The following is a 19106-nucleotide window of genomic DNA, read 5'->3' on the forward strand; positions in this document are numbered from 1 at the left end:
TCAGTTCCACAGGCCGATCTTTTCCAGTTCCTGCTTGAAGTTGTCGCGGGTGATCAGGGTCACGTCGTCCATTGCGGTGTACTTCACCGGTTCTTTGCCGGTGGTGACCCAGTCGTACATCATGCTGGCGGTGTTGTAGCCCTCGATGTGCGGGCTTGGCAGCATCGAGCCATAGAAGCCGCTGCCGGGCTTCTTCAGTTCGCCAATGGCGTCGGTGCCGTTGATGCCGATGCCGATCACATTAGCCGCAGCGAAACCGGCGCTTTCGGTGGCGCGCACGCCGCCGAGCACGGTGTTGTCGTTCATGCCGCCGATGATCAGGTTTTTCGCCGCGCCTGGCAGTTTCACCAACGCCGAGTTCGTGGCGTCCATGCTGCCCGGTACGTCGAGGGTTTTCAGCGCCGAGAACAGGATGTGGTCCTTCGGCATGCCAGCATCTTCCAGAGCTTTGACGGAACCGTCGGTGCGCTTCTTGCCGGTGTCGAGTTCGTTGTAGGTATTGATCACCGCATAGGTTTCTTTCCAGTCCCAGCCGCGTTTTTTCGCTTCGGTGGCCATGGCACTGCCCTGCTTCTGGCCGACTTCGAACGCCGCCATGCCGAGGTATGGCACGTCTTCCATGAACTTGCCGCTGGCATCGACAAAACGGTCATCGACGGCAATCACTTTCAAGCCATTGAGCTTGGCTTTGGCCATGATCGCAGGGCCGAGGGACACGTCCGGAGGGCAAATCACAAAGCCCTTGGCGCCGTTAGCCGCGAGGCTGTCGATGGCCGACAGGGTTTTCTCGCCATCCGGCACGGCGATCTTGATCAGGGTAAAGCCTTTCTCCTTGCCGGCCTTTTCGGCGAAGGCCCATTCAGTCTGGAACCACGGCTCTTCCGCTTGCTTGACCAGAAAACCGATTTTTACTTCCTCAGCCGCCAGCAGCGTGCTGCTCAGGCTGACTGCGCCAACCGCCAAAGCGGCACAGCACAGGGAACGGATTGCACGACGACGATTCATAAGCTGACTCCTTGTTGTTTTTTTTGAGCGTTCTTTAGAAAGCCATAAAGCGGTGAAACGAGATTGCCAATAGTCATATCGTATGATGATTGGATTTCAGGCGGAGTTGTGCGCTTGAAATCCCGGTTGCTCAGTCGTGATACATGACTGAACGCCCGCCATCGATGGTGATGCATGAAGCATTGATGAAAGGCGCTTCATCGCTGGCCAGGAATACGGCGGTCATCGCCACTTCCATCGGCTGGCCGATGCGCTTTGGCGGATGCAGATCCAACGCGCGCTGCCGCTCGGCGTGGGGATCGGCAAAACCGTTCCAGTAATCGACGTTCAGTTGCGTCTCAATGTAACCCGGTGCGATGGCGTTGACGCGAATGCCCTTGGGCGCGTATTCGATGCCCAGGGCTCGGGTCAGGCCGAGCAAGCCGTGCTTGGCGACCGGGTACGGGAAGCAGCCCGGGATGATGTGCGAGGAATGGGTCGAGGCAATGTTGATGATGCTGCCAATGCCCTGCTCGATCATTTGCGGTAATACCGCTTTGCAACCGAACCAGGCGCCATCCAGGTCGATGGCGAAGCAGCGACGCCAGTCGTCTTCAGTCATTTCCAGCGGATCACGGAAAACGTTGACCCCGGCGCAGTTGACCAGCACATCGATCCGCCCATGACGCTCGACCGCCAGCCGTGCCATGGCGTGCAGATCCTGTTGCTGCGATACGTCGGCCTTGATCGCTACGACATCGGAACCTTTGTCCCGCCAATGCGCTGCAACCTTCTCGACTTTCTCACCCTGGATATCGCTGATGATCAACCTGGCTTGCTGGGACGCGAAGGTGGCAACAATCGCCTCACCAATACCTTGTGCGGCGCCGGTCAGCAGAACGACTTTGTTTTTCAGACGCTCGCCTTTGGTCGGCTCGGGCACGGGTGGCAAGGAAAGAGGTTCAGCCATGGCTCAAGACTCCTGTCCGAGAGCATGACGAAAACCGGGCATCTGTCGATGACCGGTCAAAAGACGATGAAGAAGAAACAGACAGGCGCGAAAACGTTTCAGCACCGGGGCGGTCTGAAACACTGGCTCCGCAAGGGAATGCGGTGGAATATCGCTGCATCACTTCACCAATTTTGTTTTTTTAAGTGTGAGTGCGTGTAACTGATGGGGCCGACTATAAACCCGACCGCCAAATAATCTCAATATATAATTTTGCATCCCATATTTAGGGATTTATCCGGCAAATCGCGTGCAAGGCTTTCCGGGGACATCGACACGAATCGACAACACAGCACCGTCGAGCGAATGCCCAAGCGGGCTTGCCGCGCTGGTGATGTACAGGGTTTTCAGATCGGCAGCGCCGAACACGCAACTGGTGGGACGGCTGACCGGCAATTCAATCACCCGATCGACGTCGCCATCCGGACTCAGCCGCAGCAGGCAGCTGCCATCCCAACGGGCATTCCAGACATAGCCTTCGGCATCCATCGCCGAGCCATCCGGACCGCCACGCCCGTGTGGGCCGAACCAGGTCCGCGGCGGCTCAAGGCTGCCGTCGGCATGAATGAAATGTTGATACAACGTGCCATCGAGGCTATCGCCGAAATACACAGTGGTGGCGTCATCGCTCCACAGCAATGTATTGGGAATGCCCAACCCACGGAGCAAAGGCGTGACCCGAGCGTCGCGATCAATGCGAAACAGCCCGCCGGAACGCCGCACGATAGGCAGGTCTTCGCCCTGCTCACCGATATTGTTTTGCATGGTGCCGAGCCAGAGTCGGCCTTGAGCATCGCAGCGGGCTTCGTTGGCGCGGTTGCCTGGTTGCGGGTCGGCGACGCACAGCAAGGTCAAACGCGGCTCCAGGCCCGGGGAGTCCAGATCGAGGCGATACACGCCGCTGCTCAAGGTCACTAATGCATCGCCGCTTTCAGAGGGGATGAACGCCGACACGTGTTCGGGCATCTGCCAGATCTGCACGTTGGCGCCGATCAGGCGCAGCGCTTGTTTGCCCGCGATATCCACCCAGTAAAGTGCCTGGGTCGGTGCGTCCCAGAACGGGCCTTCGCCTAATAGTGCTCGGTGTTCGGTAACCGCAGTCCGCGTCATGAAACCTCCTGCTTTTTGTTGTTTTTTGTGGGAGCGAGCTTGTCGGCCATGACTTGCGGGTAATAACGCTTGATCGCCAGGTCGGCGTTATCGATCAAGGTCATACAGGCCCACACACCTCGCGCGGCATCACGGGCGGCGATGGCATCGGCCATGTCTTTGTGAATGGGTAAAGTGCGACGGAGTTCGTCGGGGTCGGCGGCGGAGACCTCAAAGCACACCGCCAGCAGCGCGCCGAGGGCCGGGACCATTTGTTCGATGAATTGATTGTGGCTGGCGGCGAGGATGCACTCGTGAAACAACTGGTCGGCACGGTTGTAGTCGATGCCACTGTCCACTGCACGCTCCAGCGCGTTGTAGGCCAGCAGCACTGCTTGCACTTGTTCTACAGTCGCCCGCTCGCAGGCCCAGCGCACGGCCATCGGCTCGATAGTGCGGCGCAGGTCGAGCAAGTCATCAACGAAATTTTCCGGCAAGCCGCTGCGCGACAGCCAGCCTACGACTTGTGGATCGAACAAATTCCAGCGCCGCACCGGCAATACCCGCGTGCCGACCTTCGGCCCGACTTCGAGCAGGCCTTTGGCGACCAGGGTTTTGATGGCTTCGCGGATGACCGTGCGGCTCACGCCCAGTTGTTCGCCGAGATCGGCCTCGACCTTGAGCGTTTCACCCGGTTTGATCTGACCGGTGGCGATCCAGCAACCCAGCCAATCAACCGTCGATGCGTGAAAACTGCTGGACATGAAAACCTCAAAGCCTATCGCGATGGGTGTTCACGCTAATCATCATATGATTGGGTGTCAATTGAAAAAAATCGCAGCCTGCGGCAGCTCCTACAGCGAAATACATTCCCATGCAGGAGCTGCTGCAGGCTGCGATCTTTTCAAGGCTCCAGACCGATGCGAAAGAACTCGCCGCCGCTCCACACGCCCAGCCAATTCTGCCCATCAATTTCACGACTCACCGCCAGCTCCACCAATTGATAGAACACATTGCGGTGAATCAACGCTTCGAGATTGGTTCGCACGTGTACGTAGGGCGCCGGCTCTTGCGTGCCCGGATCAATCACCACACGAATCGGATGCTCGGCGCCAGCCTCGGCGGTTTCATCAACGTTAGTGGTGAAGCGCAAGACCTGCGCCTCGCCTTCGCCTTCCACGTCCACCGCAATCGCCACGAAAGGCGCATCGTCGACCTTGATGCCGACTTTCTCGACTGGGGTGATCAGGAAGTAATCATCGCCGTCGCGGCGAATGATGGTGGAGAACAACTTGACCATCGGCTTGCGTCCGATCGGCGTGCCCAGGTAATACCAGGTGCCGTCGCGGGCGATGCGCATGTCGATGTCGCCGCAGAAATCGGGGTTCCACAGGTGGACCGGGGGCAAGCCTTTGGTCTTGGGGATTTGCCCCAGCAGGTCGTTGGCTTTTTGCGGGCCACTCATGGCGATCTCCTTGGATTACTGGTCGCTGAGCCCCAGCAGGCTACGAGCATATTGCTCCAGCGGCGGGCCCATCAGGTCTTCTGGCTTTTTATCGTGGAACGTCAGTAAACCGCCACGACTCTTGATACGTGCAGTATCGATCAAATACTGGGTGCTGGTCTCGATCAACATGATCTGAATCACACCGCTGTCGATACCGAGGCGATCCAGCGCTTCCTGATCCAGCCACTCATCGGAGTTGCCGATGCGGTCATCAGACTTGGCAAAACGGGTATAGAGCAGGTAGTGGGCACCGACGGCACGGGCTTCGCTCATGGCCTGGTCGAGACCTTCCGGCGTGCGGGCGCGGCGGACCATCGGGAAGTATTCGACGAAGCCGTCGAAGGCGACTTCGGCGATCACGTTAGGTCGTGGGTAAACGGCACTGCCCGGCGGCACGAACGCGCCTTGGGCGATGTAGACGAACGAGTCCGGCTGAATGCGCAGGTTATTCACGCGGCGACTGTCGCTGTGGTCCAGCAAACCCGCATCGCTCATTTGGTAGCGAGTTCCTTCGGCCATATCGCTGACACTCATGCAGCCACCAAGCGCCAAAACGGCCAGCAGCAAAACCAGGCTACGCATCCTATCCTCCAAAGGCCGGTGACGGAAAACCGGCGAATGGCCATGGGATGCAGCTTCCGCGCCAGCTCGTGAACCGTATCGTTTGATCGAACACCATCGCGGGCAAGCCTCGCTCCTTCAGGTTTGTGCGGATCACAAAATTTGTGCCCAACAACATACTTGTAGGAGCGAGGCTTGCCCGCGATGTGGCCGGTTCAACCGCCAATAATTTTCATGACTGTAGCGCCACCAGAAAACGCCACTTCCTGCTTATCACCCAACGCTTTCACCAGAAGTCGTTGCAACGCCGGCAGCGCTTGATGACGCGGTTTGTCCAACAAATCACCGACGTAATGACGGTTACTCGACGACAAACAGCCATGCAACCAGCCCGTAGAAGACAAACGCAGCCGTGAACACGTGCGGCAGAACGGTACGCTTTCGTTGGCGATAACGCCGAAGTGACCAACCCCCGGAATTGCGTAGCGCACCGCCGTCGCATCAACCGGGGCATCAGCCTGGAGATATTCGTAGCGCTCGCCAATCAGGCTGAGCAATTGCTGAAGGCTGACGAATTGCTGCAGGAAGGCGTTGGAATCACTTGCCAGATGGCCCATGCGCATCAACTCGATGAAGCGCAGCTCATAGCCGCGTTCCAGGCAGTAATCGAGCAGCGGCATCACCTGATCGAGGTTCTGCCCCCGCAACGGCACCATGTTGACCTTAATCTTTATGCCAGCCGCGTGAGCCTGATCCATGCCGTCCAGCACCGTCGCCAGATCGCCGCCACGCGCAATGCTACGGAAGGCACTTGCATCCAGGGTATCGAGGGAAACGTTGATGCGCCGAATGCCGGCATCCACCAGCAGAGGCAGCTTTTTCGCCAACAGCTGACCATTGGTGGTCAGGCTGATGTCTTCCAGCCCCATCTGCCCCACCGCCGTCATGAAGGCTTCGAGTTTCGGGCTGACCAACGGTTCGCCACCGGTGATGCGCAAACGCTCGATGCCTGCCGCTTCGATCAGATAGGCCACGCCGCGCGCCATGGCTTCGGCCGACAACTCATCCTGCGCAGCCACCAGCCGCTTGCCATTGGGCACGCAGTAGGTACAAGCGTAATTGCAGGCTGAGGTCAGGCTGATTCGCAGATTGCGAAAACGCCTGCCTTGACGGTCAACGATCATGGATCACTCCGGCGAAAGAAAATCGAACCGCTAAAACTTGACTCACAAATCAAGTTTTAGCAAGCCCTATGCCTGAGTATATTCCTGCGGTACTGCGCCATGTAGCGAAATCATGGCGCGATAAGGCGAACTGCCGGACTCAGCTGCTCGGGGTATCGGTGTCGCGCTTGCGTTTGTTGCCCATGCGCACGCCGATGTCCATCAGGAACTGGAAGAAGCCTTCCTGATCTTCAAGCACATTGCTCCAGAACGGCGAGTGATACAGCGCCACCGCACCGTGCACCAGCGCCCAGGACGCACAGTAATGGAAATATGGCGGCACGTCTTCGAGCTTGCCTTCGCTGATCCGGCCTTTGATCAGCAGGGTCAGGCGTTCGAAGTTCGAGGCACGGATTTTGTGCAGCTCCTCGATCATCTCCGGGACCTGATTGCCCTTGACCACCTTTTCTTCCAGGCGATCGAACAAGCGATAACGTTGCGGATCGCGCATGCGGAATTCGAAATAGGCGCGCGACAGGGCTTCCTTGTCCTTGTCGACATCAGCCGAATGCAACAACTCGTTCAAATCGCGCTCGTAATCGAGCATCAGGCGCAGATAAATCTCGGCCTTGGATTTGAAATGCTTATAAATCGTGCCTTTGCCGATACCGACGGCATCAGCAATCATCTCGACGGTGACACTGTCTTCACCTTGTTCGAGGAACAGCTTGAGCGCGGTATCGAGAATTTCTTGCTCGCGGCGACGAAACTCACGGACCTTACGAGGTTCTTTATGCATAAGAAAAGGTCTGTAGGGGTCAAAATTCGAAGCCGCGTATTATGCCTAAATTACGCAAAAATGCACGGATCATCCAACCATGACTGTGTTTCTTGATGAATTCGGACCGAGTCTGGCTTTGATGAGAACTCATCCGAAGCGGGCGTATTCCAAAATTGTTTAAAAACCGCGCCCACTAAACTGGACTCGGCGAAATACTGATCAATACTTGAACTGTCGGCGAGACATCTCCCCCAAGTGCCGCGCCGATATTGGTACCAACGGACCGCGTACCATTGTTTTACTCCTAATGGTCTTAACCCGGATTCACCCCCCAGAACCCGGGTTTTTTTTGCCTGCGATTTGAGGTATCAAACTCTGTAGGAGGGGCCGCAGACTGCGAGCTTTTGATCTTGCTGTTATAAGAAAGAACCAAAGATCGCAGCCTTCGGCAGCTCCTACCTGGCGCTTTTCACATGTGCCAGCGGAAACAGTCGCTTGAAGTTTTCAGTGGTCTGCTCGGCAAATCGCTCGTAAGACTCACCGCGCAACATTGCCAGAAACTCTGCCACTTCCCGCACATACTGAGGCAGGTTCGATTTGCCACGATGGGGAATCGGAGCCAGGTACGGCGAGTCGGTTTCCACCAACAATCGATCTGCCGGTACTTTGCTGGCCACATCACGCAACGCGTCGGCATTGCGGAAAGTGACAATTCCCGACAGGGAGATGTAATAGCCCATGTCCAGCGCGGCTTTCGCCATGTCCCAGTCTTCAGTGAAGCAATGCAGCACGCCCGCCTGGGGCAACGCGGCTTCACGCAACAGGTTCAAGGTATCGGCGCGGGCGCCACGGGTGTGGATGATCACCGGCTTGGCGGTCTGTTGCGCCGCTTGCAGATGCAATCGAAAAGACGCTTGCTGCAACTCTGCCGCTTCCGGCTCGTAGTGATAGTCCAGACCGGTTTCACCGATGGCTATCACACGCGGATGATTGAGCTCCTGCAGCAACCAATCCAGCGCTGGCGCACCACCCGGCTGCACATCCAGCGGATGTACCCCCACCGAGCAATCGACGTCGTCATAACGCTCCGCCAGGGCTTTGACATCGGCGGCGTTGTCGACACTCACACCGATACACAGAAAGTGCCCCACCCCACGTTGACGGGCGGCATCCAGGGCGGCATCGAGAGAGCCGCCGTGGGCGGCAAGGTCTAGGCGATCGAGGTGGCAATGGGAATCTACGAGCATAAAAGGGCTGCTACTTACATCGTATGAGTAGGACGGTCGGATTTCAGGGCTCCGGCCAGATGAGTTTCGATTCGACTGCGCGCCGTGTTGTCGCCGTCATTGAATTGCACGCCCACCCCAGCGGCCCGGTTGCCCTGAGCGCCTTTGGGGGTGACCCAGGTAACCTTGCCCGCCACCGGAATTTTTTCCGGTTCGTCCATCAGGTGCAGCAGCATGAATACCTCATCGCCCAACTTGTAGCTCTTGTTGGTCGGGATAAACAGGCCGCCGTTCCTGATGAACGGCATGTACGCCGCATAAAGCACGGATTTGTCCTTGATGGTCAGGGACAAAATACCGTTGCGTGGACCGGGGCTGACGGGTTCATTCATGCGGACCTCCACTGCTGATGCACAGAGTCTAGCTACCTCTGGGCAGGCAAAGAGGCCCATTGCACCAGCAACGCCTCCAGCAGTAACACCCGATTGAGGTTGGCCTTGCTCAAGACCTTCTGACGCTGAGCGAGAATCCAGTCCTGAATATTCAGGACTTTGTCCTGACCGGTTTTCTGCGCCAGGTACTGAATGACCTTGCGCATGTCGGTCAGGCCCAGACCTTCTTCATCCAGGGTCAACTGATAACGCAGGATAAGGCTCGACCAATCGCAGAACCAGTCGAACAGTAACAACAACGGGATCGCGCTCCAGCCTTCGGCCAGCTGGGTCGGCGATTGCTGCTGCTTGAGCAGCTTTTTCACACCTTCGACCACTTGCGCGCGTTGTTCACGCACGCCCTGAGCCTGCAAGCTGACAGCAGCCAATGGCGAGCCGGCGGCCAGGGTCAGCAACTCGATACGCTCGTCCTGCGAACAATCCGGCAATGCTTTCGTCAGCCAGTCCAGACTCATGGACTCGCTGGGTAACGGACACGCCTGCTGCACACAGCGGCTCTTGATGGTCGGCAGCAAACGGCTCGGCTGGTGGCTGACCAACAGCAATACGGTGTCGCCGGACGGCTCTTCAAGGCTTTTAAGCAAGGCATTGGCGGCGTTGATGTTCATCGACTCGACTGGCTCGATCAACACCACTTTGCGTCCGCCCATCTGCGCGGTCTGGACCACGAAACTGACCAGATCCCGCACCTGATCGACCTTGATTGCCTTATCGGCTTCTTCCGGTTCCAGAATGTAGTTATCGGGGTGACTGCCGGCCTTGAGCAATAGACAGGATTTGCATTCGCCGCAAGCACCCTGCGAGGTCGGTCGCTGGCACAGCAGGCTGGCCATCAAGCGCTCGGCCAGCGCTCGCTTGCCGATCCCGGCCGGACCATGCAGTAAATAGGCATGGGCATGCTGGGTACGACCGGCCAGTTGCTGCCAGAGACTGTCCTGCCACGGGTAGGCCTCAGCCACGGCTCAGCTCCAGCAGACGTGGCAGCAAGGCATCCAGGGATTGTTGAACTTGCGCCAGCGGTTGAGCGGCGTCGACCCGTACGTAACGCGCCGGCTCTGCAGCGGCGCGCGCGAGGAAGGCACTGCGTACGGCATCGAAAAAGGTCCGGCCTTCGAGCTCGAAGCGGTCCAGACGACCACGGGCGCTGGCTCGGGCCAGGCCTACTTCCACCGGCAGATCGAAAATCAGCGTCAGGTCCGGGCGCAGATCACCCTGTACAAAGGTTTCCAGCGTGGCGATACGCTCCAGTGACAAGCCGCGGCCGCCACCCTGATAGGCGTAAGTCGAATCTTGTTTCTTAATGGCAGGAAATGTAACCATTGTAGTATACTTCTTAAGAATTAATAATGTAACCCATGAAAATCAGTAAAAAAGCCTTATAAATCAAAGATCGAGGGAACCACTTGAAAAAAATCATTGGCCTAGCTGCGAAGGCTCGATCAGGCAAAGACACCGCGGCTTCCATTTTACTAGGCCACCCAGAGGTTGCTGCTTACGCCTTAGCAGACCCATTGAAGGCTGGCTGCAAAGCTCTCTTCGGCCTAACCGATTCTCAAGCCTGGGATGATACCTTGAAAGAGAAGCGGCTGGAGGCTTGGGGGTTGTCCCCCCGCGAATTCTTCCAGCACGTTGGAACCGAGTGGTTCCGTGACTACGATCCTCTTCACTGGTTGAAGAGAGCAGATCGCGCCATTAACAACCCTCCCCCCTTCCCTCGCGAGTTGACTCCCGAAGAAGCCGAAGATCCGGAGACCCCCTTCATTGTTGCTGCCCAATCTTTTTTCGGCCTGACAGATGACCAGGTCTGGACTGAAGACGGCCGAGACTTTCCAGACGAATTCTGGAATTTGTCACCAAACACAATGATCCAACTGGTCAAGCGCATGACGACGCGAGACTTTTTGCACTTTGAAAATCAGCGAAAAGAACATTTAAAAAACAATCTAACAGCTAAGCATACTAGCTTCAAAAACGCCAAACTAACCCTTGAAAACAAAGAGATCATCCTTATCAAAGATATTCGCTTTGAAAACGAAGCTGAGTATATAAGAAATTTGGGGGGCGACATCTGGAATATTGTACGAAAAGACGTGCAAAAAGTTAAAAATCACTCTTCCGAAGCAGGAATAAAAGTTAAGCCTGGCGATATTCTTATCGAAAACAATGGTACTCTAGAAGAATATACGAATTTGATCGAACGCTCCTTTTCTGATCTCAAAAATAAATTATCCTTGCAAACAGAGACACCAGTAACGCCAGCGACATAATAACTATACCAAAGAACAAGAACAGGAAAGCACCTTTGACTTCACTCGTGACAGCTATCGAGAGCCCATATGAACTCGCCAGCACTACAGACTTGCAACCCATACCTTGCAACTATCAAGGTCACGAACTGTGGAACAAAGAGTCAAACCTGTGCCTTTCCTTTCATCTTATTTTTGTAAAGTACGCAGCTATTCACACCCGAGCTAGAAGTTTTTCACTAAGACAATCTATAAATCTTTTCTTTGATTTTACCGTGGAGCACAACGCTCGCAATCCAGAAAAACTAAAAGTTCATAGACTTACTGATATCACTGCCGAGATATTTAACAACTTCCATACCTGGCTATTGAAAAATAACGAAAAAACCGAGAACGCCACTAGGATCAGTGCTGCGATCAATGCAATCGCCAAGCAGACAGATGCCATTCCGAATATTTTTCTACCTAAAATTACCAAATCCAAATGGAGGAAAACTGAGCCATTCGTCGGGCAAGCCTATGAGGATCTAGTACTAGCGTTCACCTCTCATGTTGACAAAATGTACGAGAAGCTTGAGTACCGTAAGAAGGTACTTGCTGCCGATCCTTACACCATGGAGGAGCTTAGGGGGACGTACGCCCCCCAATATACCAGCTCTAATATTTTTAGATGGGCTCAGAACTTAATAGACAATAACGGAAAGTTTAGTTCTGGCAATTTGAGATTTAAGCTCTCACAGGCAATCGACCCTAAACTCCGAGCACTTGTGGATTTCCCTGACTTTATCCGTCGATTCAAGCTGGTCTACAACGACAGACCTGAATGCTTTCGCTTCAAAGAACCCAAAAATCCATTCGCGTTGAATTTTTGGCATTGGGATCCAGATGAGACCCGTGCGCTAAAAACCTTGCTCGTGCATGGCTATCCTATGGATATGTCCTTTGAGCAGATCACATCCAGTTACGCCGTAAAGAACTTCTTGTCCGACACGGACTGTAAAGACCCAGTCCAATTAATGCTCTATCGGTGGAATCGATTCGGGTCATCGAAAAATAAAATATACTCGGTCAGGCAATGGGATGATTTTTTGGGACTATATTTTCCCACCATGGCAGATATGTCGAGCATTATCTTGTTCATAATGCTTCAGACTAACTGGAATAAAGAAACCGTACTCACGTTGGACGAGGATAACTTTGAGCATCCGTTAACGGGGGCAATGTCCGAAACGCAGGTAATCATTCAATCGGAGAAAAATCGGTCTCAGGGAAATGATAAACCCTTTTACGCGCCAAAGCCGATAGTAGCCGTCACCCGTAAAGATGATCGCTATTCAAGCTATAGTCTCATCCAGCTGGCCGAATGCCTTTCTGAGCCTCTGAAGGGGTACGCTTTTGACGTCATTCCTTTCGGTCAAGAGCATCTTGTGTATAACCCCTTGTTTCTTTGCCTGAGATTTTATGGTTCTTGGGCTACGAAAGGAGGTCGCCATACAGCTGCTACAAACATAAAAGCATTTCTTCGGGGAGTTCAAGAATTCCTCTTGGTGTACCCGGTCTACGAGAACGGAAACCGGTTAACCTCGGCAAAACAGATCACAAAGCGCCTGCGCCCGACCTGGACCCTCACTCAGAAGAGCAAACATGGCTCAGGTCTTGGATTGATTTCGATGCTGATGAGTCACGTCGACAGTATGGTCACTGACGTCCACTACGATAGTTCGGGAGCGGCTGTTCAAGACCGCTTTCATCGACTTCGCTCTGAACTGGAGTCAGTGATGGATCTCCTACGCCAGAGGCAGTTCAAAGGGCTTCTGGGCAAGCGAGAGGAGCGTCAAATTGAGCTTCCACTGAAGATCTTTCATATCCCCGGAATGGACAAGCCCCTGTGGGGCTGTTCGAACCAGCTCAAACCTACCTGGTACGGCGCTCGGACTCACGTCAAAGCGGGTGAGCGATGCTATTCGGTAAAAAATTGCCTTTTTTGTGAACAATGCAATTTGTACGAGGACTCCCTGCCCTACCTTATCCAACGCCGAATCCACGTGGTGGAACTCGTTGAAGAGCAGCCAGACAACGAGTCCGACTACAGCAGCATGCTTGAGTCAGAACTATCGATTTTAGATTCCATTCTGGAGAACTGGGAGGATCCAGATGCCTTAAAGGAAGCATCGCGCTATCAACGGCGTAATGATCCCCTTCTGCCGCACGATCTGGATTTCCTACAACTCATTTTCGAAGAAGAGGACATGAAATGACCAACAACAAGAAGCCTCGAAAAAAATCTGACGACGTTAACGAACTTGACGATGGACGTGACGAGGATCGCAATCTGGATCGCGAAGATGAACAGGAGGGGGTGGAGGACGAAGATTTCAGCGATGAGCTGGAATCTGAATTTCAAAATGATGTCGAGGAGGCCGCCGAAGCCGAGCTGGCCGCCCTGCTTGAAGAAACAGGTGGGCACTTAACGCAACGCGCCGGCAATCTTGTGATTAAGCTAGAACAATATCCTGATGGGGCCTTCCCGATCTCACCGTATTCAACCTTCAAACAAGACCGTTGGACGCTGTTCAAAAACAAATTTGGGGCAACATTTGCCGTAATTTTTGACGGCATGACTCAGCCAATGAAAGAGCTGAAAAAGGGACTTGTTTACTACGGCACTCCTGATTTTTCTCCTTTCGGGAATATCCGAAGTTACAAAACAACGATCTGGCAGGCTGGTAAATTTTCTGTACTACAACGATATCTTTTCGAACCAAATTTTCTTGATGGTACCCCGGAAACCATCGGGCTGATCAACCATCGAATGATCAACAAAGCCTTGGACAACGCGAAAAATAGCACGACCGGTAGTCACTACCACTATTTGTTTTCGATGATCCGACTGTGGACTAATTTGAGCATACAAGGGCTAATGCCACCAGGGCTCTCATTAGATATTGATATGCGTAAGGTCGATAGTATCGAACGGCGCAGGGATGTCGTTCAACATTTCACAGGCAACATGAGTACTTGGAGGCCCTTTTCGGAAGAAGACTTAGCGGAGTTGATCGACTATGCGTTATTTTGGACCGAGAAAGCGCTCCCCCGCCTTTTAAATATGGCTGACTACATAAAAGAAAAAAAGCTAGATCAATTACCAGACTGTGCAGTGATCAGGTACTCCATCGACGCCGAGCTTGAACAGAACATCAACATAAAAGTAGATGATATTACGGTAGTTTCCCCTTCGAGAATGCGTCAAAAATATGAGTATGCGGGGCGCCATGAACAATTTTTCTATCGCTGGCTGCATCCCTACTCTGTAGCTATTGATAAAGTTAGAAATGGCATATTTGTTCTTCTCGCACTCATTACGGGCCTGCGTGCAAGCGAATTGAGTTTGTTGAAATTTGACGATGTCGTTAAGAATGGAAATGGCGATTACACCATCCGCGTTGCCCGTTTCAAAACAGCCGACGACCCCAATGTAAATGGTGAAACTGATTTCTTGCCGCTGCCACGCTTCATCGGTGAAAAAATCGATGAGTTGGAGAAACTTCGTTCTGTTTATACCCTCTTCGCGAAAGGTTACATATTTCAGTCGAGCAAAAGCCGGAAGGAAATGAATAAGCCTAATTCTTCCATCGTTAAAGGCATCTGCCGAGAGCTTGGTGAAGCCACAAACGTGGACAGAATACACGCACATCGGTTTCGCAAGACTATTGCGGAAATTTTAATTAATCGCAACGAACGCAATATTGACCTCGTTAGGCATTTGTTCGGCCATAAAAGCTTCGCGATGACGCTGAAGTATATTGGACGCAACCCTCACATCGTACGCAGTGTGGCACTGGCTATCGAGCAGAACTACACCGCGGAATTCACGGAGTTAGTAAGCGCCGTAAAGAGCGGAGCCTCTTCTGGTCCCAATGCTCAACGGCTAGTGGACCGCATCAAGGCTCGTCCGGATGCGTTTAGCGGCAAGCAATTGAAGGTGACCATTTTTGTTTATATCTCGCACCTCCTGTCATCGGGAGAGCCTCTGTTCATCCATCGTACGGCTCTGGGCAGCTACTGCGTTAGCACAGAGACCTACTCGTCGCCGCATCTGCCGCCTTGTTTAACCCATATGACCGGCACTGTGACCAATATGCTGCCGAACCCGGCTCGTTGCGACATCAGCTGCAAACACATCGTCGTCGTGGAAAAGGCTAAGCAGTCCATGCAGGACAACGTTAAGTTTTACAGCAACATGCTGGAGAAGGCGGCAGACACGCTTAGCGAGCAGGCGAAGAAGATGATCCGCAACAAGATCGCCAGCAACCTTGAGCACTTGCATAACCTCGAAACCACCAGCCTTGAGGTTGAAAACACAGGCTGCACCGACAATCGAATTCCAGTTGAGCAGGTCACGATATGAGCAAGCAAGACACACGAAGCCGTCTGATCGAGTTGATCAAAGAGCATCAACTCGAAAACGGACTGACCAAGCTTGCCACTGGCCAGCTTTCAATGCTTGCGGGGATCACTCGACAAACCTTCAGTCGTTATTACGATGACCTCAAGCCATATTGCCAAGGGCAGTCCATTACCAGCCTCCTTAGCGACGATCCGGAGTCGACCAAGGATTTTCTGGTCAAGCGCGAACAAGATGTGACTGCCCTACAAGGTGAAATAGACGCGCTTAAAAAGAGGCATAAGAAGGAGCTGGAACAGGCCATCGATAAACGCATCACCTCGCTGATGAATAGCGACATCATTTCATTTGAGGCGAATGAAGTGACCACATTACTGGCTAATCAGAGCCTGCATAATGAGATGCTGAAGCAAAAAATTACGGGGCTTGAGCTTAAACAGGCCCGCATGCAGATGTCGGAATCCGTGGCCGAGCTATCACCGGGGAGCGGAAACAACTACATTGCGAAAAACGCTAAAAATTTAATTTCCTTTCCACTGGACATGAGAAAGGCAAACTTGGCGTTCAAGAAGGATGAGGATTTTGACAAGTATGAGGACGCGAAAGACCTGGCAATTCAGTCAATCCTAGACAGCTTGAAAAAATTTCCTGACCCATCAAATATTGAGGTCCATTTATTCCAAGAACGCTATATTTCTTCATTTGCAAAATTTACCGAAGAGCTGCAAGCCAAGCCAGGAAAAATAGTGGTGGCGATCCAACTGCCTATATTCTCTCAAGAAGAACTGGGGCAGGTTTTATTCCATTTGAAACTAATGAATAAAGTTGCTATTCACATTCCTTTCAATCCATCTGAAGCAATCGTTGCAGCCGCTAAAAAATTCAATTTTAGGGATGTACCTGAGGAAGAACTTACTGACGCATCTAAAGCAAAAACTCCTCAAACAACATGGGGCTTCGATGAAATAAGATTATTCAAAACGAGAGGTGAATAATGTTAAACATCGAACTTAAAAGCATCTCCTATACATCTGCATCATTAGAAATCGAAGTCAAGCATTACGTACTTATCGCAGATTACAAAAACAAAAAAATATTACTAAGCGTACCTAATCTTTATTTATATGAACGGACTCGCTCATCTCTGCAAACGTCACGTAGGTACGCTCTTATCATTTCCATGTTTTACCGCTTCCTCGCAACGCGAAAAGCATATAAACACCTTGCCCCTGGCGACTACCACGCGGTCGTACAAAATAAAGACATTAGGCATTGGCAGATTCATCGGCAGGAAAATCGAGTAAAAAATAATTCGAGTAGCCCAACATCAGAAACGATTTTTGAGGATGCTAAAATCGCGCTGAATTTTTTTGCTTGGGTTCAAAAATCTGGTTTCACGACTAACATTAAAATTGAGCTTGAGGACTGGATAGCGAACTTCAAAAACTCAAACCTTCTTAACTACATTAAGCGTAAGGCTGGGGTCAGGATTAGCAGCGATCCTATTAGAGCTTTGGATCGCGAAGCGTCTCAGAAAAAACCTCACTCCTTGATCACCAACCAAGAGATAAAGACGCTTCTGGGCATTTACCCTGACAAGGTTTATTCTGTGATTTTTCTTTTCGGCCTAGCTACAGCAATGCGGCCCATGGAGATATCTGTATTCCCGCTATATGGCAACGGAAAGAATAAACACATACTTCCGTATTCCTCTATGCCCGAGGATACAAATAAGTTTACTTACACCGTACTAGGAAAAGGCAACAAGCTTCGCGATATTGTAATTCCCGCATACGCACTGAAGGATCTTGAGGAGAATTACATAAAAACGGAATACACTGCACGAAAAAAGAAATATAAGGAAAAGTTCGGAACGCCCTGCCCCCCTTCAATTTTATTTTTAAACTCAGAAGGGGATCCGGTTACAGAAAGAATGATTTCCAACGCCACCTATTATGCGTGTAAGCTGGCACATAAAAGCGACCCAGCATTTCGAACCAACAACAATTTCTACCAGGCTCGCCATTGGTGGCCAACGATGATGATGATCCAGCACCGTGGTGCCCAGCTGCTATCGCCGGCGGCGGATGTGCTCGATGCCGCTTTTGGTCAGGTACTTACTGCGCAGCTAGGGCATGAAGACATCTCTACAACCTATAAGCATTACTTAGACTTGGCACGAGTTTTAATAATGGCGAGAGACGGTCGAGTGAATGACATTATTTCCGAGGACTTTAACATTCACGTCCAAATTGCGGAGTATGGATAAGTTTGCTGAGGACGTTCGCTCTTTACCCCGAAATTTGATTTACCACTGAGTGTCATCGCGTCTTGGCATTGCCGTCTTTTTTGGGACTGTGAGGCCATGGTACCGCGACGTGGGTCGCGCAGTTGACCAGCGAGGGTTATGACGGGTGGGGGTAGTTGGGCGTTCGACCCATGCTCGCTGGACGAACAACAAGCTAAGCTTGCCGTCGCGCTTTCCTATACAACATTGGAATGTACCCAAAGCCAAGAATAGTTGGGGCTCTGAACGACATTCTGGAAGATCTCGGCTTTTTTTTTGATTGCGAACGGTAGCCGAGCACACCATTAGAGTCCTTCAAAACGCGACGAGGACGATTGATCAACAAGGCGAACAATTCTACGTTCTTCTGAAGCAGTGAGCAGGAATCATGGTGTCGATGATTCACACTGGCTGAAAATCGGCACCAGAGATTGCGGCCATTTGGTCAACTTGCCGAGCGGAACAATTCATTGAAATTATATTGCTGCTACCTCACCCGTCTCGGCCATTAATGCACAGGCAAAGCGTCGATAAATCCCGTAGCGAATAACTGCCCCTCGATTTCCCTGAGCGTTTGAAGCAACGGCTCAGTTGGCCGCATCAGATGCTTCGCCAAAATTACTGGCAGCGCTTCATGAATTTGCAACCGCTCACAGATCTGTGCCAGCACGGCAACTGATGGTGCCCGCTTCCCGCGCTCAATATCGCTCAGATACTGCGTAGACACCGTCCCCAACAGATCCTTCTGCGTAAGCCCTCTCTGTCGACGCAAGGCCTGGACAGCCAAGCCTAGCGCCTCGTTGAATTCCATCACTCACCGCCCTGCATCAAAACGTAGCATTTGATAGAGCGATGAGTTAATTTGGAATCAACGATAGTAGATGTTTAGATATATCTTAAAGATGTCCATGGATTTGTTCGATGCGTGCGTCCTGTAACCGCCCGGCGAGCATGCGTCTGCCCTATCAAAGTCGACATGACTGGCGAGACTGACGGAGGTGTGACATTGATTTCACTTGGGTCTTGGATACGCATCCGCAGTCGCCTGGATGCGTACTTCCGTGCGAGAGCCTTACGTCCCGGTCGGATTCGAGTGACAGGTGAGGGCTCGCTCAATGTCGATCTTGAAGACATCTCGTCGTCCGAGTCATCCAAGCAGGCTGAACGAGCCCCATGAAAGACAGGACACCGTTTCCCCCTTACGATAAGGGATAGGCAAACGGTTATGTTTATGACTAACAGCAACGATAAGAGTGGGGAGCTTTTGGGTCAGGAGCGGCGGCGCCGCTGGAGCCCAGAGCAAAAACTGGCCATGGTTCGCGAGAGTCTTGAGCCAGGACAAAGTGTGTCGGTCGTCGCTCGGCGCAACGGCATCAATGCCAATCAGCTGTTTCTG

At 52.6% G+C, this 19106-nt stretch carries 18 protein-coding genes and 1 pseudogene; 6 read left to right on the forward strand and 13 right to left on the reverse strand.

Annotated elements, in window-relative coordinates; all coding sequences use genetic code 11:
• The 12 genes and pseudogenes from KUF73_RS22395 to KUF73_RS22450 form a co-directional block, all read right to left on the reverse strand.
• Positions 1-1005 (reverse strand): substrate-binding domain-containing protein, encoded by a 1005-nt coding sequence (locus tag KUF73_RS22395; RefSeq protein WP_218440195.1) that lies wholly within the window; start codon positions 1003-1005, stop codon positions 1-3.
• Positions 1006-1135: 130 nt separating this feature from the next.
• Positions 1136-1954, reverse strand: a complete 819-nt coding sequence (locus tag KUF73_RS22400; protein WP_218440196.1) for an SDR family oxidoreductase — start codon at positions 1952-1954, stop codon at positions 1136-1138.
• Between the two features lie 273 nt (positions 1955-2227).
• A complete protein-coding gene (locus tag KUF73_RS22405) occupies positions 2228-3103 on the reverse strand; it encodes an SMP-30/gluconolactonase/LRE family protein (RefSeq protein WP_218440197.1) in 876 nt (291 codons plus the stop codon).
• Positions 3100-3846 carry a FadR/GntR family transcriptional regulator gene (locus tag KUF73_RS22410; RefSeq protein WP_218440198.1) on the reverse strand — a complete coding sequence of 249 codons (747 nt, stop codon included), beginning with the start codon at positions 3844-3846 and terminating at the stop codon, positions 3100-3102. The genes KUF73_RS22405 and KUF73_RS22410 overlap by 4 nt, the downstream gene beginning before the upstream one ends.
• Positions 3847-3986: 140 nt before the next feature.
• Positions 3987-4547, reverse strand: a complete 561-nt coding sequence (locus KUF73_RS22415) for a DUF1285 domain-containing protein (protein ID WP_218440199.1) — start codon at positions 4545-4547, stop codon at positions 3987-3989.
• A gap of 15 nt (positions 4548-4562) precedes the next feature.
• Complete coding sequence (locus KUF73_RS22420) at positions 4563-5171, reverse strand: DUF4823 domain-containing protein (protein WP_218440200.1); 609 nt, start codon at positions 5169-5171, stop codon at positions 4563-4565.
• 194 nt (positions 5172-5365) lie between these two features.
• Positions 5366-6334, reverse strand: coding sequence for a GTP 3',8-cyclase MoaA (locus tag KUF73_RS22425; RefSeq protein ID WP_218440201.1), 969 nt, complete (start codon positions 6332-6334; stop codon positions 5366-5368).
• Between the two features lie 139 nt (positions 6335-6473).
• Entirely contained in the window at positions 6474-7112 is a 639-nt protein-coding gene (locus KUF73_RS22430; protein ID WP_034149949.1) for a TetR/AcrR family transcriptional regulator, read from the reverse strand.
• Between the two features lie 437 nt (positions 7113-7549).
• Entirely contained in the window at positions 7550-8341 is a 792-nt protein-coding gene (locus KUF73_RS22435) for a TatD family hydrolase (RefSeq protein WP_218440202.1), read from the reverse strand.
• Between the two features lie 14 nt (positions 8342-8355).
• Positions 8356-8712, reverse strand: a complete 357-nt coding sequence (locus KUF73_RS22440; protein WP_218440203.1) for a PilZ domain-containing protein — start codon at positions 8710-8712, stop codon at positions 8356-8358.
• 32 nt (positions 8713-8744) lie between these two features.
• On the reverse strand, positions 8745-9731 hold the full coding sequence (locus tag KUF73_RS22445; RefSeq protein ID WP_218440204.1) for a DNA polymerase III subunit delta': 987 nt from the start codon (positions 9729-9731) through the stop codon (positions 8745-8747).
• A pseudogene (locus tag KUF73_RS22450) lies at positions 9724-10062 on the reverse strand (dTMP kinase); the annotation flags it as partial. The gene KUF73_RS22445 and the pseudogene KUF73_RS22450, both read right to left, overlap by 8 nt.
• Positions 10063-10175: 113 nt before the next feature.
• On the opposite strand from KUF73_RS22450, the gene KUF73_RS22455 reads away from it, so the two are divergent.
• The 5 genes from KUF73_RS22455 to KUF73_RS22475 are packed head-to-tail and all read left to right on the forward strand — an operon-like array spanning position 10176 to position 17692.
• The gene (locus KUF73_RS22455; protein WP_218440205.1) at positions 10176-11039 is read left to right on the forward strand and encodes a deoxynucleotide monophosphate kinase; all 864 of its coding nucleotides are present in this window, start codon (positions 10176-10178) and stop codon (positions 11037-11039) included.
• Between the two features lie 35 nt (positions 11040-11074).
• A complete protein-coding gene (locus KUF73_RS22460; protein WP_218440206.1) occupies positions 11075-13276 on the forward strand; it encodes a hypothetical protein in 2202 nt (733 codons plus the stop codon).
• Positions 13273-15426, forward strand: coding sequence for a tyrosine-type recombinase/integrase (locus tag KUF73_RS22465; RefSeq protein WP_218440207.1), 2154 nt, complete (start codon positions 13273-13275; stop codon positions 15424-15426). Before KUF73_RS22460 ends, KUF73_RS22465 begins: the two co-directional genes overlap by 4 nt.
• On the forward strand, positions 15423-16418 hold the full coding sequence (locus KUF73_RS22470) for a hypothetical protein (RefSeq protein WP_218440208.1): 996 nt from the start codon (positions 15423-15425) through the stop codon (positions 16416-16418). The genes KUF73_RS22465 and KUF73_RS22470 overlap by 4 nt, the downstream gene beginning before the upstream one ends.
• Positions 16418-17692 carry a hypothetical protein gene (locus KUF73_RS22475; protein ID WP_218440209.1) on the forward strand — a complete coding sequence of 425 codons (1275 nt, stop codon included), beginning with the start codon at positions 16418-16420 and terminating at the stop codon, positions 17690-17692. The genes KUF73_RS22470 and KUF73_RS22475 overlap by 1 nt, the downstream gene beginning before the upstream one ends.
• A 526-nt stretch (positions 17693-18218) precedes the next feature.
• Here the strand turns inward: KUF73_RS22475 and KUF73_RS22480 are convergent.
• Entirely contained in the window at positions 18219-18521 is a 303-nt protein-coding gene (locus KUF73_RS22480) for a helix-turn-helix domain-containing protein (RefSeq protein WP_218440210.1), read from the reverse strand.
• 420 nt (positions 18522-18941) lie between these two features.
• On the opposite strand from KUF73_RS22480, the gene KUF73_RS22485 reads away from it, so the two are divergent.
• A partial coding sequence (locus tag KUF73_RS22485; protein WP_218440217.1) for a transposase occupies positions 18942-19106 on the forward strand: 165 nt, incomplete at its 3' end.

Source organism: Pseudomonas sp. PD9R, from assembly GCF_019200975.1.
Classification (GTDB): domain Bacteria; phylum Pseudomonadota; class Gammaproteobacteria; order Pseudomonadales; family Pseudomonadaceae; genus Aquipseudomonas.